The organism is Streptomyces sp. NPDC045695 (genome assembly GCF_056432025.1).
In genome coordinates, this window is record NZ_JBWKJU010000030.1 from 21,241 (window position 1) to 38,802 (window position 17,562).

The 17,562-nt window shown below is 72.4% G+C and carries 14 protein-coding genes; 4 read left to right on the top strand and 10 right to left on the bottom strand.

The features are described from left to right. Window positions 1–103: 103 nt before the first annotated feature. The gene (locus AC07DU_RS31715; protein WP_479115222.1) at window positions 104–877 is read left to right on the top strand and encodes a DUF72 domain-containing protein; all 774 of its coding nucleotides are present in this window, start codon (window positions 104–106) and stop codon (window positions 875–877) included. Window positions 878–942: 65 nt separating this feature from the next. Here the strand turns inward: AC07DU_RS31715 and AC07DU_RS31720 are convergent, their stop codons facing one another. After that, on the bottom strand, window positions 943–2,001 hold the full coding sequence (locus AC07DU_RS31720) for an amidohydrolase family protein (RefSeq protein ID WP_479115224.1): 1,059 nt from the start codon (window positions 1,999–2,001) through the stop codon (window positions 943–945). Between the two features lie 48 nt (window positions 2,002–2,049). Then, window positions 2,050–3,366 (bottom strand): cytochrome P450 family protein, encoded by a 1,317-nt coding sequence (locus AC07DU_RS31725; protein WP_479115226.1) that lies wholly within the window; start codon window positions 3,364–3,366, stop codon window positions 2,050–2,052. Between the two features lie 263 nt (window positions 3,367–3,629). On the opposite strand from AC07DU_RS31725, the gene AC07DU_RS31730 reads away from it, so the two are divergent. Together AC07DU_RS31730 and AC07DU_RS31735 are read left to right on the top strand one after the other, a co-directional pair. Then, complete coding sequence (locus tag AC07DU_RS31730; RefSeq protein ID WP_479115228.1) at window positions 3,630–4,199, top strand: hypothetical protein; 570 nt, start codon at window positions 3,630–3,632, stop codon at window positions 4,197–4,199. Window positions 4,200–4,240: 41 nt separating this feature from the next. After that, window positions 4,241–4,786, top strand: a complete 546-nt coding sequence (locus AC07DU_RS31735) for a 2'-5' RNA ligase family protein (RefSeq protein WP_453373117.1) — start codon at window positions 4,241–4,243, stop codon at window positions 4,784–4,786. A 35-nt stretch (window positions 4,787–4,821) separates the two neighbouring features. Here AC07DU_RS31735 and AC07DU_RS31740 read toward each other — a convergent pair whose 3' ends face one another. The 8 genes from AC07DU_RS31740 to AC07DU_RS31775 form a co-directional block, all read right to left on the bottom strand. Then, a complete protein-coding gene (locus tag AC07DU_RS31740) occupies window positions 4,822–7,716 on the bottom strand; it encodes an NHLP bacteriocin export ABC transporter permease/ATPase subunit (protein ID WP_479115231.1) in 2,895 nt (964 codons plus the stop codon). A gap of 1 nt (window position 7,717) precedes the next feature. Then, entirely contained in the window at window positions 7,718–9,985 is a 2,268-nt protein-coding gene (locus AC07DU_RS31745; RefSeq protein ID WP_453373119.1) for an NHLP family bacteriocin export ABC transporter peptidase/permease/ATPase subunit, read from the bottom strand. Then, entirely contained in the window at window positions 9,982–10,788 is an 807-nt protein-coding gene (locus tag AC07DU_RS31750) for a biotin/lipoyl-containing protein (RefSeq protein ID WP_479115233.1), read from the bottom strand. The genes AC07DU_RS31745 and AC07DU_RS31750 overlap by 4 nt, the downstream gene beginning before the upstream one ends. 108 nt (window positions 10,789–10,896) lie before the next feature. After that, window positions 10,897–11,142 carry a hypothetical protein gene (locus AC07DU_RS31755; protein WP_360893601.1) on the bottom strand — a complete coding sequence of 82 codons (246 nt, stop codon included), beginning with the start codon at window positions 11,140–11,142 and terminating at the stop codon, window positions 10,897–10,899. 414 nt (window positions 11,143–11,556) lie between these two features. Then, window positions 11,557–12,375 carry a class I SAM-dependent methyltransferase gene (locus AC07DU_RS31760; protein ID WP_479115235.1) on the bottom strand — a complete coding sequence of 273 codons (819 nt, stop codon included), beginning with the start codon at window positions 12,373–12,375 and terminating at the stop codon, window positions 11,557–11,559. Window positions 12,376–12,426: 51 nt separating this feature from the next. Next, window positions 12,427–13,056, bottom strand: a complete 630-nt coding sequence (locus AC07DU_RS31765; RefSeq protein WP_479115274.1) for a pyridoxamine 5'-phosphate oxidase family protein — start codon at window positions 13,054–13,056, stop codon at window positions 12,427–12,429. A gap of 41 nt (window positions 13,057–13,097) precedes the next feature. Next, entirely contained in the window at window positions 13,098–14,240 is a 1,143-nt protein-coding gene (locus tag AC07DU_RS31770) for a globin domain-containing protein (RefSeq protein WP_479115237.1), read from the bottom strand. A 413-nt stretch (window positions 14,241–14,653) separates the two neighbouring features. Further along, window positions 14,654–15,040: a nuclear transport factor 2 family protein gene (locus AC07DU_RS31775; protein WP_360893592.1), complete on the bottom strand. Its 387-nt coding sequence runs from the start codon at window positions 15,038–15,040 to the stop codon at window positions 14,654–14,656. A gap of 435 nt (window positions 15,041–15,475) precedes the next feature. Here AC07DU_RS31775 and AC07DU_RS31780 point away from each other — a divergent pair, with 435 nt between their 5' ends. Continuing rightward, window positions 15,476–17,539 (top strand): SpoIIE family protein phosphatase, encoded by a 2,064-nt coding sequence (locus tag AC07DU_RS31780; RefSeq protein WP_479115239.1) that lies wholly within the window; start codon window positions 15,476–15,478, stop codon window positions 17,537–17,539. The last annotated feature ends 23 nt before the right edge of the window (window positions 17,540–17,562 follow it).

A 17,562-nucleotide genomic window follows, 5' to 3' on the forward strand; every position in this document is an offset into this window, starting at 1 on the left:
CTCGCTCCGCCGCCCGGAGCGAGGCCTGCACGCGAGCGAGGCCTTCACGCGAGGGAGGTGTGCACGGGGGGATACGTCCCTGCCCCGCGGGTAGGGGCGGGGCATGCCCATGCTCGTCGGAACCTCCGGGTGGCAGTACGAGGACTGGCGCGGCGGGCTCTATCCGACCGGCCTGCCGCAGCGGCTGTGGCTGGAGGAGTACGCCCGGCGATTCGCCACCGTCGAGAACAACAACGCCTTCTACCGGCTTCCGTCCAAGGAGGTCTTCGAGTTGTGGCGGCAGCGGACCCCCGAGGGCTTCGTCATGGCGGTCAAGGCCAGCCGTTACCTGACCCACATGAAGCGCCTGCGCGACCCCGGCGAGCCGGTGCACCGGCTCCTGGAGCGTGCCGAGGGGCTCGGTGACCGGATGGGGCCGGTCCTGCTCCAGCTGCCGCCGCAGTTCCGCGAGGACGTCGGCGCGCTGGACGCGTGCCTGAGGTGCTTCCCGGCCACGGTCCGGGTGGCCGTCGAGCTGCGGCACGGCTCGTGGTGGGAGGCCGAACGCGAGCTGCGGGCGGTGCTCGAACGCCACGGCAGCGCGCTGTGCTGGGCGGACCGGGGATCACGCCCGGTGACCCCGCTGTGGCGCACCGCGTCCTGGGGCTACGTGCGCTTCCACGCCGGGACCGCCGCGCCCCCGCCCCGCTACGGCCGGCAGGCCCTGGCGTCCTGGGCCGGACGGGTCGCCGGAGCCTGGGCGGACGCCGACGACGTGTACGCGTACTTCAACAACGACCCCGGAGGTGCGGCCGTCCTGGACGCGGCGCGGTTCGCCCGGGCCGCGGCGGCGCTGGGCCGCACGGTGAGCCGTACGCCGCCGTCCTTGGCGCGCTGAGGTCGGGCCTGAGGACCAGCTGTACGGCGATGTTCACGCGAGCCGGGTCAGGCCATGGCCCGCTGTCAGACCATGGCCAACTGGGGGATCAGGTGCAGCGCGTTGTCGCGGTAGATGCCCGGCAGTTGGTCCGAGGTGAAGGCGGGGTCCGCGTCGAGGGCGGGGAGCGCCAGGTCCAGGACGGTGTCGGCCGGGGCCGCGGGCCAGTCGGTGCCGAAGAGGATGTGATCGGCGGGCACATGGGCGAGGAGGGTCGCCGCGGGCGCCATGGGCCCCGCGGTGTCGTAGTAGAAGCGCCGCAGGTCGTCGCGGACGGCCGCGGGGTCGACGGGCGGGTCGCAGAACCGTCCGAGGGCCTCCATGCGCGTCGCGATGTACGGCAGGAATCCGCCGGCGTGCGGAAGGATCACCGAGAGGTTCGGGAAGCGGTCCAGCGTCCTCTTGCTGATCATGTTCACGGCGGCCCGGGTGGTGTCCAGGAGGAAGTCGCACATGAAGTTCGGAATCCCCGGAACGCTGGCCGCGCCGGGCGGGCAGCCCGGCAGGTTGTGCGGATGGGTGTCCACCACGGCGCCGCAGTCGTCCAGTTCGTGGAAGACGCGGTCGTAGACGGGATCCCCGAGGTAGACGCCGTCGTAGTTGGCCGTCACGTTGACCCCGACCGCCCCGAACTGGCCGAGCCCCCGGCGGATGGCCCAGGACGACGCGTCGGGGTCGTCCAGGAAGAGCGGCACGTAGAACGAGAACCGTCCGGGATGCGAGTTCGCCACGTCCAGCATCGACAGGAGCGTGATGTTGATCGCCTCACGCAGCTGCGCGGACGAGTGGTAGCGCGCCGGCAGCATGGGCTTGAGGACGGCCGTCGCGATGCCCGCGCGGTCCATGAAGCCGACGGAGGCCTCCGCGTCGAACCGGGCCCACGGGGGCAGCTGCTCCGGCTTGATCAGTCCGTGGCGCTCGGCCCACTCGCGCCACTCGGGCGCGCAGAAGTGATGGTGCATGTCGATCTTCGACGGGACGGCGTGCGCGCCGGAGAGCCGTTCGCCCTGGCCCGCCTCGGAGACCGGTCCGTCCGCCGGCCTTCCCGGGAGGTGCAGCTCGGAGGTGCTCGCTGAGTCGTGCATACGGTCCGCCGTTCGTTCGTTGTTCTTCGTCCGCCCGTCGGGACCGGATCACTTCCCGGAGACCGGGGAGGCCGCCACCGCGGCCAGGGGCGCCGGCGTGCCGGACCCGGAGGGCTCCAGGACGATCCGAAGCTGCTGGAGGCCCCGGAACGCGGGCATGGGGCCCTTGAGCCACGCGCTCCTGCTCTCCTGCGCGTCGTACAGCGTCATGTCGGGGAATCCGCGCAGCAGGGCGCCGAGCGCGACGTCGAGTTCCAGCCGCGCGAGCGGCGCGCCCAGGCAGTAGTGCGTACCGAACCCGAAGCCGAGGTGCGACCCCTGGAGCCCCTCGCGCGTCACGTCCAGGTCCTCGGGGCGGTCGAACTTCTCGGGATCCCGGTTCGCCGAGGAAAGGGCGATCTGTACGAGGGACCCCTTGGGGATGAGCGTGCCGCCGATCTCGGCGTCCTCGGCGGCGTACCGGAAGGTCGACGACTCCACCGACCCCTCGAAGCGCACGTTCTCCTCGACCGCCTGCGGGATCAGCAGCGGGTCCTCGCGGAGCCTGTCCATCAGCTCGGGACGCAGCAGCAGATTGAGGACGGAGTTGCCGATCTGGAACGCGGTGGTCTTGTGGCCGGCGAAGAAGATGACCCACAGGGACGACAGGAGCTCCGTGTCGTCCAGCCCCTCCTCGGCCCGGACGAGGTCGCTCAGGAAGCAGTCCGACGGGTGCTCGCGCGTGGACGAGATGAGCCGCGCGAACCGGTTGCGCAGCCACTCCTCGGCCGCCTCCAGCTCGGGCCGCAGCCGGGGATCGAACCGCGACCGCGCCACGACCGCGAACTGCTGCGTGATCTCGGCCCGGTCGCTCTCGGGGACGCCGATCAGTTCGCAGAGCACCGCGATGGGCAGGGGGAACGCGAACGACGACATCAGGTCGACTGGGTCGCTGCCCCTGCACCCGTCGAGGAGGCCCTCGGCGATCTCGGTGATCCGCGGCCTCATCTTCTCCACCCGGCCCGGTGTGAAGGCGCTGCGCAGACTGCGCCGCAACCGGGTGTGCCGCGGCGGGTCGGAGAAGAGCACGTTGTCGTCCAGCGCGTCGAAGACGCTGCCGTACACCGCGTGGTAGGTGTCCAGGGCTCCGTGCATGTCCTTGCTGAAGCGCGGGTCCGCCAGGGCGTCACGGGCGTCGTCGTACCGGGTGATCAGGTAGGTGTCGATCCCGTGCGCGGGCTTCAGCAGGCAGACCGGCGCCCGCTCGCGCAGAGCGGCGTAGTAGGCATGGGGACACGCCCGGTATTCCGGCGCCCCGGCGGACACGGCCGCCACGATCTCGTCAAGGGTTCCGCCACCCGCGGGCGGCGACGTCTCGTAAGCCATGCTCCCTGCCCTCCGTGACACTCGCTCTCGTTCTCTGCGCGACAGAGCGGTTCCCTGCAGGGGCCGGCCGCGAAACGGCCGGCGTCTCGTTGGAGTGGTGCCGCTCCCCGGGGGGACGGGGCGCTCGCTCCCGCCGGGCCGCGGCGGTGCGTCGATCGGCGGTCAGCCGATCAGCGGTCAGCCGTCCGGTCCGGCGGTGTGGCGAGCCCGGAGTTCCGGGGACATGGAGCTCGTCCAGCCAGCCCGCCCCAAGGAGTCCGCGCATGCTCCGAAGCCTCACCCTGGCGCTCACCACAGCGGCCTCGCTCGCCGTGGCGCCCCTCGCCGCTCCCGCCGCCGTTTCCCCTCCGGCCGACACGGACCCCGGCAGAGCCGCCGCCGACCGCGCCCTCACGTACCGGGCGACCGCCGGCTACCAGCATCACGCGAACGCCGTGCGCGCCGGTTACGTGCCGGACAAGTACTGCGTCGCCGACCGCACGGGACCGGGGGCGCTCGGCTACCCGCACTTCAACCACGCCCACGACAACTCCGTCGACCCGGCCGTGCCCGCGGCGCTGTACTACGAGGACGACCCGAGCGGCGGCAAACGCCTCGTCGGTGTCGAGTGGCTGGTCTACGACCGGGACCAGAACCCGGCCACGGACGACGACCGCCCCACGATGTTCGGCGTCCCCTTCACGGGCCCGCTGCGCGGCCACTTCCCCGGCCAGCCGGTCCACTACGCCCTGCACCTGTGGCTGTGGAAGCACAACCCCCTGGGAGCGTTCGCGACCTACAACCCGAAGGTGACCTGCCTTCCCGGTACCACTCGTCCCGAGCCCGGTAGTTGAATCTGGGGGTCTTCGCGGTCGGGAGCACGCCGCGGACCGCCGTGGCGTGGCTCCCTCCGGCCGAGCTGTGGCCGGCCATCCAGGGCATCCGCGAGCAGCACGATCCGCAGGTCCGGCGGTGGCCACCCCATGTGAACCTGCTCTTCGGCTTCGTCCCGGAGCCGGACTTCGAGGCGGCCGCCCCGTTGCTGGCCGCCGCGGCGGCCGAGTGCGCGCCGTTCGGCGTCCGGCTCAGCGGGGTGCACAGCTTCCGGCACCGCGACTACGCGACCGTGTGGCTGGATCCCGCCGCCCTCGGCCTGGCCCCCTGGGACGGGCTCCGGCGCGCGCTGGTGGAGCGCTTCCCCCTCTGCCGGGGCCGCTCCGCCCGCTTCACGCCGCACCTCTCCCTCGGGCGGACCCGGGATCCGCACCGCCTGGCGGCGGAATGCGCCGTACGGCTGGGCAGTGCGCGGGCGCAGGTCGACCGGCTCGTCGTACTCGCGCGTCGCGGCGAGGAGCCGATGACTCCCCGCGCCACGGTCGCCCTCGGCACGGGCGAGGTGCGGTGGGAGCCCGAGGGCGGCGCCGCCCCCACGCTCCGCTGACCCGCCGCATCCACGCCCTGAAGCCCGCGGCCCCGTCACCGCAGCTGGCGGCGGACCAGCTCGTGGAACAGGCCGCCCGTGTCGGCGAGCAGCTCGGCGGGCGGTCCCTGTTGGACGATCCGCCCGTCCGCCATGGCGATGACACGGTCGGCGCCCATGATCGTGGACAGCCGGTGGGCGATCACGATGCGGGTCGCGCGCAGCGCGCGCGTGGACTCGATGACCACGCGCTGGGCCTCGTTGTCCAGCGCGCTGGTGGCCTCGTCGAAGAACAGGATGCGGGGCCGGCGGATGAGGGCCTGGGCGATCATCAGCCGCTGGCGCTGGCCGCCCGAGATGGTGCCCCCGCCGTCGGTCAGCATGGTGTGCATGCCCATGGGCATGGCCTTGATGTCCTCGGCCAGGCCCGCCATCGCGGCGGCCTCCCACGCCTCCTCCGGTGAGTAGGCCTCGGCGCCGCGGATGCAGTCGAGGACGGAGCCGGTGAAGGGCTGGGCGTTCTGTAGGACGACGCCGCACTGTCGTCGCACGGCTCCCTGGTCGAGCGCCGCCAAGTCCTGGCCGTCGTACAGCACACTGCCCGCCGACGGTTTGTCGAAGCCGATGAGCAGCCGCAGCAGAGTCGACTTCCCGCAGCCGCTGGCCCCGACGATCGCGACGAACTCCCCTTGCCGCACACGGAAGTCGACGCCGTCGAGCACCAGCGGGCCGCCCTCGGTGTAGCGGTAGGACAGCTGCCGGGCCTCGACGGCCCCGCCCAGCACACCCGGGGGAACAGCGGCGGCGCTCCCCTCGGGCGCCGCCCTCAGGATCGGCGCGACCTCCTCGAACACGGGCAGCACGGCCGCCGCCGACAGGAGCGCGCCGGTCACCTGCGTGACCGAGGACAGCAGCAGCGTCACGGCCGTGCTGAAGGTCAGGAACTCACCCGCGGACATGGTGCCGCGGGCCGGTCCGGCCAGCAGCATGAACATCACCAGGGTGCACAGCGGCAGCCAGACCGCGTTGAGCACGGCGATGACGTTCTGGATCCGGCCCGCGCGCTGCTGCAGCTCGCGCGTCCGGGCGAACTCCCGCGCCCAGGCCGCGTAGGCGAAGCTCTCGGCCGCGGCGACGCGCAGTTTGGGCAGCCCGCGCAGGGTCTGGTAGGCCTGGTTGTCGAGACGGTTGTTGAGCTTGACCAGCCGGCGCTGGTAGCGCAGTTGCCACAGTCCCAGCCCCAGGAAGGCCGCCGCGATGACCAGCAGCATGGCGACCGCGGCCAGCGCCAGCGGCACGCTGTAGAGGAGCAGCAGCGCCAGGTTCATCGTGCCGACCGTGCCGGCCTGGACGCAGACCGCGCCGACGCCGGACAGCATGCGGCGGACGGAACTGATGCCCATGGCCGCACCGGCCAGTTCGCCCGTCGAGCGGCCCGCGAAGAACGTCGTGGGCAGCCTCAGCAACCGGTCCCACACCGCGGGCTGCAGCGTGGCCTCGATACGGCCCTCCATGCGCAGGATGGAGACGTTCTGGACGAGCATGAAGGCGGCGCTGACCACGCTGGTCGCGATGAGTGCTACCGCGGTCTGCACGATCAGCCCGGTCTCGGCCTCCGGGACGTACTGTCCGAGCACCTTGCCGGTCGCCACGGGCACCAGCGCCCCCAGGACCACCGCCACCAGCCCGCCCAGGACCAGGCCGCGCAGTTCCCTACGGGTGCCGCGCACGCTGAAGCGCAGCAGCGACAGGAGGCCCGTCCTCCCGGCGGGCAAAGGGCGGTAGAACATGACGGCGCGCGGTTCGAAGGCGGCCGCACCGCACGCGCCGGACGCGGCGACGCGCTCGCGCCCGCCGGTCGCGGGGTCGACGGCCACGTAGCCGCCGCGCCGCCAGAGCAGGGCGACCGGCGCCCCGTCCTTCACGCGCCTGCCCACCAGGGGACCGCTGTCCTCCCGCCACCAGCGCCCGCCGAGTCCCACGACGCGGGTGCGGATCCCGGACGCGAGCGCGATGCGCTCGACGGGGTCCGTCCGCTCGGAGCCGGTCCCCGACTCGGCCGGTGCGGAGAGCGTGATGTGCCCCTCGGCGGCGACCAGGCGGCACACGGCCAGGGTCGCGTCGACGCTCGCGTGACGGCGGGCGGCCCGGCCGGAGCGGTCGATCGAGGCCAGGAGCGTACGGTCCGCCTCGGTACGGGCGGCCCGGCCGGCCGCGATACCCGCCGCCGTACGGTCCTCGTGGGCGCGCTCGCGCTGCTCGATCCAGCGGTCCAGGGCGTACCGCAGCCGGTACTGCTGCTCGACCATGCCCTGCCACAGCGCAGGGTCGACGAGCAGGGTGCCGGCCGCCTGCGCCTCGTAGGCGGCGCCGTGGAGCACGCTGCCCGGCGTGATCCGCATCCACTCGATGTCGTCGTCGGCCCCGCCGTCCCCGGGCTCGGCCGGTCCGTCCGGTCCGTCCATCGGGGCTTCGTACAGCACCCGCAGCCCGCGGCCGATCCCGCGCGCGAAGGCGGCCTCCAGGGGGCTCAGGTACCCCTGGGCCGCGTACGGCTGCGCCTCGTACCACTGCGCCTCGTACGACTGGGCCGCGTACCACTGCCCCTCGTACCACTGCCCTTCCTGCCCCTGTCCCGCCTGCCCCTGGTACGCGAGCTCCCGCAGCTCGATGCGGCGCAGCAGGCACTCCCGCGAGGGCCGGGCCAGCACCGTGTGCGCGGGGCCCTCGGCGGGACCCAGCAGCAGGGCGCCCGCCTCCAGCCGGCCCAGGAAGTGCCAGGGCCCCAGCTGCGCGGCGTCGACGGCGAACAGGTCCAGCCCGCCCCGCACGACGAGCCACAGCACGGACGGCCCCTCCAGGTTCAGGCTGCGCAGGCCCGTGCAGTCCACCGGCGAGCCCAGCGCGCCCAGAGCCGCCACGACGGGGTCCGCGTTCGTCTCCGTGCCCACCTCAGTGCTCCTTGACCAGTTCGGCGTACGGGCCCCGCGCGGCCACCAGGTGCTCGTGCCGCCCGCGTTCCACGACCGTGCCGCGGTCGAGCACGAGGATCTCGTCGCTGTCGCGGACGGTGCTGAGCCGGTGGGCGATGACCACGCAGGCGCAGCCGCGCCGCCGCAGGTTGTCGATGACGACCCGCTCCGTCACCGCGTCCAGGGCACTGGTCACCTCGTCGAGCACCATGACACTGGGGCGCCGCACCAGGGCCCGCGCGATCTCCAGGCGCTGGCGCTGCCCGCCGGAGAAGTTCCTGCCGTCCTGTTCGACGCGGCTGTGGATGCCGCCGGGCCGCCGGGAGACCACGTCGAGGACGGCGGCGTCCTCCAGCGCGGCGACGACCGCCTCGTCCGGGACGGACGGGTCCCACAGCGCCACGTTGTCGCGGACGGTGCCCTCGAAGAGGAAGACGTCCTGGTCGACGAAGGAGACGGAGGCGGCCAGCGCTCCCCGCGGGATGTCCTCCAGCCGCATCCCGTCGATGCGGATGGCCCCCTCCCAGGGGGCGTACAGGCCGGCGATGAGCCGGGAGACCGTGGACTTGCCGCTGCCGGAGCCGCCCACCAGCGCGACCTGCTGCCCGGGGCCGACCGACAGCGAGAAGTCCTTGAGCAGCGGGGCGTCCAGCGGGCTGTAGCCGAAGGTGACGCCGTCGAGCTCGACGTGGCCGGTGAGGCGACGGGTGCCCGGGGCGGGCTCGCGCCGGGTGTGGACGGGGTCGGCCGGGAAGTTCTCGACGTCCTTGAGCCGGGCGACGTCGGCCGCGAAGTCCTGGATCCGTCCGGCGACGCCGTTCAGCCGGGTGATCGGCGCGGTGAAGCTGGTCACCAGGGCCTGGAAGGCGACGAGCAGTCCGACGGTGAGGTGCCCCTCCACCGCCCGCAGGCCCCCGATCATCAGGATCAGCGCGCTGTTGAGCGCGGCCAGGGTGGGCGCGACGATCGCCAGCCACGCGCTGGGCACGCCGAGCCGCTGCTGCACGTCGAGCGTGACCGCGTGCTGTCCGGCCCAGCGACGGAAGAAACCGTTCTCGCCCCCGGTGGCCTTCATCGTCTCGATGAGCTGGAGGCCGCTGTACGAGGTGTTCGTCAGCCGGGCGCTCTCGGCGCGCAGCTTGCGGGTGCCGGTGGCGCGCACCTGGACCGCGATCCGCATCGCCACCACGTTGAGCAGCGCGATCAGCACCCCGACGACGGTCAGCTGCGGATCGTAGGTCCACAGCAGCACGGCGTAGAGCACCACCACCACGGCGTCCACGCCCGCCGCGGACAGGTCGCGGGCGAGGGTCTCGGCGACCGAGTCGTTGGACCGCAGCCGCTGGACCAGGTCGGCCGGGTTGCGCTGGGCGTAGAAGCCGACGGGAAGCCTGAGCAGGTGGCGCAGGAAGCGGGCACTGCCCAGGGTGGAGGAGATCACGCGCCCGCGCAGCAGATTGGCCTGTTGCACGGCGGTGAGCGTGGCCGTGAGCACCAGGGCGGTCGCCATCGCCGCGAAGAGCACGCCGAGGAGCGACGTCTGTCCCGCGATGAGGAACATGTCGATGTACGTACGGCTCAGGGCGGGCACGCTCACGCCGACGGCCACCAGCAGGAGGCTGGAGACCACGGCAGCGGCCATGGTGCCCGAAGTGCCGCGCAGGCGGGACGGTATGGAGCCGAGGACGCCCGGTTTGCGGCCGCTGCGGCGAAAGCCGGCGCCGGGCTCGAAGGTGAGCACGATGCCGGTGAAGCTGGAGTCGAACTCGTCCATGGGGACGAACCGGCGTCCCTTGCCCGGGTCGTTGACGTACACGCCCCTGCGGCCGAAGCGGCGCCCCATGCCGTCGTAGACGACGTAGTGGTTGAACTCCCAGAACAAGATGGCCGGGGCGCTCACCTCGGCGAGCGCGGCCAGGTCCATCTGCATGCCCTTGGCCTGGAGCCCGTAACCACGCGCCGCCTTCAGGAGGTTGCTCGCCCGCGAACCGTCGCGCGAGACGCCGCAGGCGATCCGCAGCTCCTCCAGGGGCACGAAGCGGGCGTAGTGGCCGAGCACCATCGCCAGCGCCGCGGCGCCGCACTCCACCGCCTCCATCTGCAGCACGGTGGGGGTGCGTACGGTACGCGGCCTCCTGCCCCGGGGCGCGGGGGCGGCGGCGCGGCGCCGGCCCCCGGAGGGCGGGAGCCTGCGCGGCGACGGCTTGGACCGCCCCTGGGGCCGGGCGGTTTCCTGGGGCACGGTCATGGGAGCAGCCAGTCGACGGGGCGTTGCGCGGAGAGGTGGACGGAGCCGGTGACCGGCGTGCGGGAGTCGACGGCGTACGGGGGCCCGTCCGCGGAGGACCAGGCGTAGCCGGACCGGGTGGTCGCGGAGCGCTCCAGCGTCACGAGCACCGCGACGGGGTTGCCCGGCCGGGAGAACCGCGCGGCGAGGGCGTCGTCGCCGAGGAAGCTGCCGATCTGTGCCTGCGTCTGGGGCGCACGGCCCACCGCCTGGACGCGGCCGCGCAGCACACCGAACCGGTTCCGCGGGGCGGACTCGACGCCGAGGTCGACCCGGGCGCCGACCCGGATCGCCGACGCGCCCGCGCCCGGCACGTACAGCACGGCCACCAGGGGGTCGTCCGGGTTCGCGGTGCGTTCCACGGTCGCCACGTTCGCGCCGGTCGTGATGACCGCGCCCGTCCTGGCGAACAGCATGGTCACCCTGCCGCCGGTCACGGCGCGCACGGGCCGGTCGCCCTGGTCCGTACGGACGGTGAGCAGGGGAGCGCCGGCGGACACCGCCCGGCCCTCCTCGACGAGGACGTCGGTCACCTGCCCGGCGACCGGACTCTGCAGCAGGTAACTGCCCTCGGCGTGGGTGAGGATGCCGGGCGCGCTCAGCTTGGAGGACACCGTGCCCGTGACGCCCCAGAAGCTCGCGGCGGCCATGACGGCGACCGTGACGGCCAGCGCGAGGCGCCCCTGCGGGCGTGCGAAGCGTACGGGCACATCGAGTTCTTCAGGGGATTGCAGCTTGGAAAGAGCCTTTTTGCGGAACTCCACGGACTATTCCTTCAACTGCAATCGTTCGCTGTACGTGTTTCGCCCGGGCGGGGGATCCCCGTGAACCCCGGAGCCGGAAAAGCCCAGGGGTTCACGGGGAAATACCGCTCAGAGACCGGCAATACCGGTGCCGGAGGTGACCGAAACGCCGGTGATGCCCGAGGCCAGGCCCGGGACGGAGCCGACGAGGCCCTGGGCGGCCTGGACGGTGTGCAGGGAGCCGACGACACCCAGGACGCTGGAGACGTCGCTGGTCGCGGCGCCGGCGAGGCCGCCGGAGATGCTCACGAGGCCGCCGGAGACGCCGTCCAGCTCGGTGTCGGCGATCTCGCGGGTCTCAAGGTTGTCACGCATGATGCGCACCCTTCATTCGTTGGGGGGGGGGGGAGTGGGGGGATTCCATTCCTGCGGCGGTCCAACGTCCCCGAGCTCAAGGGCCGTTCTCCGGACTGCCGCAGCGGGGCTGATGAAAGCACGCGAACGGGCCGCCGGGCCAATTCGGCTGACGCTCCCTCATGAAGAAAGGCGTACCCGGGGCGACGGGTGTGCAGCAACTTTCACCGAATGGTGACAACGTCTCCGCGAGATCGGGTAACAGATACGGGCCCTCCGCCCCGCGCAGGGAGCATACGGGGGCAAAACCGGCACATCCGAGTGGGCTCGGCCCGGTCCACCGGTGAACCGTGAGGACGGGCGGGCCGGGTCACGCACACGATGTGGAGGTTTTCGAAAGGTGCGACGAGGCCGCTCGCAGCCCTCGTTCCCTGGTCAGGGCCTGACCGGGGACCGGCCCAGGACCATCCACGCCCGGGCGGTGAGAGGGATCGAGCCGTCGTCGGCAGCGGGGAGCGAGGAGCGCAGCCGCTCGCGCAGCCGGGCCCTGCGGTCCTCGGGCAAGGCGGTGGCGTAACCGGGGGCGGGCCCCTGGCCGCCCAGGAACGGAGTCCAGTAGTCGTCGAAGTCCCGGAAGCGGGTCGGCACGTCGATTGCCGTCACGTCCACGGCGCTCAGGCCCGCACCGGAGAACAGCGCGCGCAGCGGGCCCGGCCGGCACAGCGGGAAGCGCGTCCCCTCGTCCAGATCGCCCGCCCGCTCGTCGAGCGCTGCGGCCGCCTCCCAGAAGCGGCGGATGAGCTGCATGCCCTCGGCGTAGTCCCATACGTAGGCGCCCACGACCGAGCCCGGTCGCGCGGCCCGGACCATCTCGGCCACCGCGCGCGCCGGATCGGGTACGAAATTCAGCGTCAGCCCGCTGACGACCGCACCGGCCACGGCCTCGGGGACCGGCAGGGCCATGGCGTCGCCGACGACGAAATGCGCGCGGGGAGCGGACACGAGGCGGCGGGCGTGGCGGACGAACCCCTCCGAGGAGTCCACGCCGACCACCTCACCCGCGCCGCCCCCGTCCAGCGCCGCCCGCGAGACCGCGCCCGTGCCGCAGCCGACGTCCAGCCAGCGCTCGCCCGGGGAGGCGCCGAGGCGGCCCACGAACTCGGCCGCCACCGCTCGGCTCCACCGCCCGATGTACGGCTCGTACGCCGCGCCCACGGCCCACGCGTCACGACCGCGGCCACTGTCCTGGGGCATCGCAGCACCACATCCTCTCCGCGGCCGGGCGCCATCCGCCCCGGCCCACGGTCAGGATCGCAAGACCCCGCCCCCGGAGCGCTGACCCGGCGCCGTGGCGAGGCCCGTGAAATAGCTCGCGTCCTTGGGGCGCGCCGCGTCATGGCCGGCGGGACGGGGAGCCGGTTCCAGGTGGGGGATGTACTTGGAGCAGTGGATGTAGGCCTCTTCGACGCTCAGACGGACCCACAGCTCGGGATCGCGTCCCGGCGCGACGTCGGTGGGCAGGCTGGGATGGAGGGAACGCAGGTCCGTGTCGCTGAAGAGCCGGGACACGCCGTTGACGTGGAGGCCCACGTGGTGGTGGGTGAAGTCCACGAACAGCATGCCCAGGTGCGGGTTCTCCGTCATGTTGCCGGCGCTGGCGAGCACACCGTTCCCACGGAACTCGGGGTAGGCGAGCGTATGGTCGTCGATCACGTGGACGAAGCCCGGCGGCCCCGCCCGGAAGCTCGCGTCGCATTCACCGTGGGAGTCGGCGGTGGCCAGGAAGACCATGGTCTGGCGGCCTATGAAGTCGCGCATCTCGGGTGTGAGGCAGGGACGCACCTGTTGGTCGTAGAACCGGGCGGCGCGCTCGGCGGTGCCCAGTTGCTGCTGCAGGTGGTGTTCACCTGCTGATCCAAAGGGCGGCCGGGGCATGGTCACGGGCGTTCTCCTGGCAGGACGGGTGAGCGCGTGGCTCAGGGGCGGGACAGGACGGGCGTCTCGAACGGGTCGTGATGGATGCGGTCGGGCAAGGTGCCGCCGAGCGTGAGCGTCTCGCTGGCGGAGACGACCATGGGGGCCGGACCGCTGAGAAAGACGTCGTGCTGGTACCACGGTCCGTACTCGGCGAGCACCTCGGGCAGAGACCCCCGGATTCCGGGGACGTATTCGTGGGAGACCGCGCCCCTGATGCTCAGCCAGTGGTGGCGCTGAGCCATCCGGAGCATGTCGTCCACCCCGTAGAGCTCGCCGCCGGTGCGGGCGCCGAGGAACAGGTCCACCTGATGGCGCCCGCCGCGGCGGGCCACTTCTTCGACGAGCGCGCGGATCGGGGCGAGACCGGTGCCGCCGGCCACGCAGAGCAGATCGCTGTGGACGGCGGCGTCCAGCACCATGTCACCCATCGGGGCTCCCAGATGGACCACGTCGCCCACCGCGGCGCGGTGCACCAGGGCGTTGCTGACCGAGCCGCCGGCCACCGCCCGCACGTGGAAGGTGAGGCTGCCGTCCTCCCGGGGCGCGTGGGCGGGGGAGTAGTAGCGCCAATGCTTCGGGTACCACGGGGTCTCGACGCTCACGTACTGTCCGGCGGCGTACGCGTAGGGCAGGTGGGGACGTACGGTGATCTCGGCGATGCCGTGTCCGTGCGAGACGTGGTGCACCACCGTGGCGGGCCACACGGCGGGCCGTACCGCCTCGTCCTCTTGGGCGGCACTGATCATGACTTGGGCGACCGTGCCGTACGCCTTGGTCCACGCGGCGGCGACGTCCTCGGTCCACGCGGGGCCGGCGTAACGGGCGAGCGAGGCGAGGAGGCACTCTCCCACGGCCGGGAAGTGCGCGCCGAGCGTGCCGAACTTGCGGTGGTCGCGCCCGAGATGGCCACAGAAGCGAACCAGGCTCTCGGGGTCGTCGACCAGGTCCACGATGCGCAGCAGTGCGCGCAGCAGCCGCCCGCGCTGGGCGTCCATCTCCGGCGGGAACATCGGACGGACCTGGGGGTAGCGGGCGAACAGGATCGCGTAGAAGTACACCGTCATGTCTGCGGCAAGCGGCTCGACCACCGCGACGGAGGCGCGAAGGAGGTCGACCTCGCGGGCCGACAGAGGTGGCTCCACGGCCTCGGGTTGTGGCTCGACGGCGTGGAAGGCCGGCGCTGGCGGCGGGTCCTGCGGTGACGGGCGGGCGGATGTGCTGTTCGAGCGATTGATCCGGAACCTCAAGGGGCCAGCGCTCCTCCATCCGTTGTCCGAGATGGCTTCCCCCGGGCGGACGAGGGATCGGTGCCGCTCATGGGAGCGGACCCCGGGAGGGCGCCGGGGGCGGTGTCCGGACGGCATCGCCGTCTCGGGACGGCGGCGGTGGTGGCGTCGGATATGGCGGTCATGAGTCCTCATCGGGGTCGGGGGCGCCTGAGCGGATCAAGCGGGTCGGGACGCTACATGACCAGGGGGGTGACTCAGAAGTAGCAAGGAGGAAGTAGCAAAGGAGTAGGGCGTCACGTGCCCGTTCGGTCCGCGGCGGAGCGTGGCTAGAAGAGGGTGTTGTCGTTCTTGGACGTGGCCGGAACGACCTGTAGCACGTCCCAGTGCTCGACGACCTTGCCGTTGTCGTCGAAGCGGAAGATGTCGATGCCGGCGTACTCCTCGTCGGGCCACACCTGGCGGCAGTGCAGGATCACGTGGTCGCCGTCGGCGAACACACGCTTGAACTCCACCCGCTTGCCCGGGTACTCGCCGGCCATTCGCTCGAAGTACTCGATGAATGCCTGCTTGCCGTCGCCGACGTGCGGGTTGTGCTGGATGTAGGTGGCGCCCGCGTACCTCTCGATGGCCTCTGCCGGGCGGCACTGGTTGAACATCAAGTCGTAGAACGCCAGGGCCGCCGCCTTGTTGCGCTCAAGCGTGCTGTCACTCATCCCCCCAGCCTAAGGGCTGTCCCGTAATCCCCGGCGGGCGCGCGACGCCGGCTACGGCGCCTCGCCGCGTTGTCGGAACGCCCCCATACGCCCAGTATGAGGACGCTCCTCCGCCTTGCGAGGCACCGCATCCGACGCCGCACGCTGATCCACCGGGGATTACGGGGCAGCCCTTAGGCCGAGAAGTGGTGCATGGCCGGGAAGGGTCGAATGTGTGCCCGGGCCCCCGGTGATCGACCCGGGCCGGGGCGGCGTTCCCGAGGCTCCCGTGGTGTCGGAGCGTGCTGATGTCGTGACCGAATGTTCCCGGCCACACCGTCCCGCCGCGCGCCGCCCGAGGTCTCCGCATAATGGAGGCACGGAACGGCGGACGGGACGCCGGACGGAACGGCGGACGGGACGCCGGACGCAACGGCGGACGGGAAGGGGACTCTCGTGCCATCGGCTCGGCCGGGGGGCGCGGAGGCTCACGGCCCGTTCTGGTCCGAGCCGGGAACGCTGCTCGAACACGTGCCCGTGGCCGTCTTCGGCATCGACGAGGACGACCGCCTCTGCTACTGGGGGCCCGGCGCGCGGGAGCTCTTCGGATACGACGCCTCGGCCGTCCTGGCCCGGCCCGGCGCCCTCCTCTTCGCCCCCGGGCCCCCGGACCCCTCCGACGCGTGCGCCCGGCTGACGGAGCGCGGGCGCACCCAGGGCTACTGGAGGGGCAGGCTGGCGGCACGGCACCGCGACGGCACCGTCTTCGACTGCGGCTTCAGGGTCTTCTCCGTGACCGGCGCCGCAGGGCCTTCGGTGGTGATGGTCCTGGCGAGCCGTAGCGACGAGCTGGACCGGGTCAAGACCAACCTCGCCTTCCTCGACGCCCTCTTCGAAACCTGCCCCATCGGACTGGTCATGCTCGATTCGGACCTCCGCTACGTCCACCTCAACCAGGCGCTCGCCGACATGGACGGCCTTGCGATCGAGGCGCACCTCGGGCGCCGCACGGACGAAGTCATGATCGTGTCCGACGACGGCGAGTTCCGGCGCATGCTCAGCGACGTGGCCCTCGGTGGAGCGCCGGTCGTCGGGACCCTGGTGGGCATGCGCCCGCGCGGGCATCCGGACAGGGACCAGGTACGGTCCGTGAGCTTCTTCCCCCTGAGCCGGGCCGTCGGCTCGCGCCCCGGAGTGGGCGGGCTGATGGTGGACGTGACGGACCGGGAACAGGCCATTCTGGAAGCCACCGCCAGCCGTCGACGCCTGGCGCTGCTGGACGGGGCCTCCACGCGCATCGGAACCACCCTGGACGTGAACGTCACGGCCCAGGAGCTGGTCGACGCGGCGATGCCGGACTTCTGCGACGGCGCCGTGGTCGAGGTCGTGGAGTGGATGGACGAGGCGGCGGACTTTGACCCCGAGCGACCGCTGATCACCCGCAGGATCGCCTCCGGCACGATCCTGCCGCCCCCGGCCACCGAACTCGTGAGCGGGGTGGAGACGGTGCGGTACCCACCCGGCTCCGTCATCCACGACATGCTGCGCACCGGCCGTGCGATCTCCGCCGTGGTCAACGACGCCTTCCTGGCCCGGACCGTCCTCATCGAGTCACGCGCGCGCCTCCTGGTCGAGAGCGGGCTGGCCTGCGTCCTCGTCGCCCCGCTCATCGCCAGGGGCACCGTGCAGGGCATCGCCATGTTCGGCCGGTCCGCGGGCCGGCCGGCCTTCACCGAGGACGACGTCAGCCTCGCCGGAGAGCTCGCCTCACGGGCCGCCATCTGCCTGGACAACGCCCGTCTGTACAGCCGCGTCCAGGACATCGCCCTCACCCTGCAACGGGCTTTGCTGCCCAGCGCGCTGGCGACCAGCCCGTACGTGGACGTCGCCCACCGGTACGTGCCCGGCAGCCGGATCACCGAGGTCGGCGGGGACTGGTACGACGTGATCAGTCTGCCGGACGGCCGGGTCGTGCTCGTGGTGGGCGACGTGATGGGGCACGGGGTGCGGGCCGCGGCCGCCATGGGCCGCCTGCGCATCACCACCAAGGCCCTGGCCAGGCACGACATCGAACCCGCCGACCTGCTCGTCGAGCTCGACGCGTGCGCCCAGGAGGCCGGCATCGAGCTGGCGACGTGCCTGTACATCGTCTACGACCCGGACAGCGGACGCGCCCGCATCGCCAGCGCCGGCCACCCGCCACCCCTGGTACTGCGGCCGGACGGCACGGTGGAGAGCATCGACGACGTCCTCGGAGTCCCTCTCGGCGTCGGCGGCTGCCCCTTCCGGACGATCGAGACCGAACTGCCCGAGAACGCCACCCTCGCCCTGTACACCGACGGCCTCATCGAGGCGCGCGGCCGGGACATCGAGGGCGGCCTGCGCGCCCTGCGCGCCGAACTGGGCAGCGCCCCGGGCCCGTTGGAGGAAATGGCGGACCACGTGCTCGCACGCCTGCTCCCCGTGCCGCCGGCCGACGACACGGTCCTCGTCCTCGCCCGGGTGCGCCGCGGCCCTTGAGGGGGTGTGGCGCGGACCCTCAG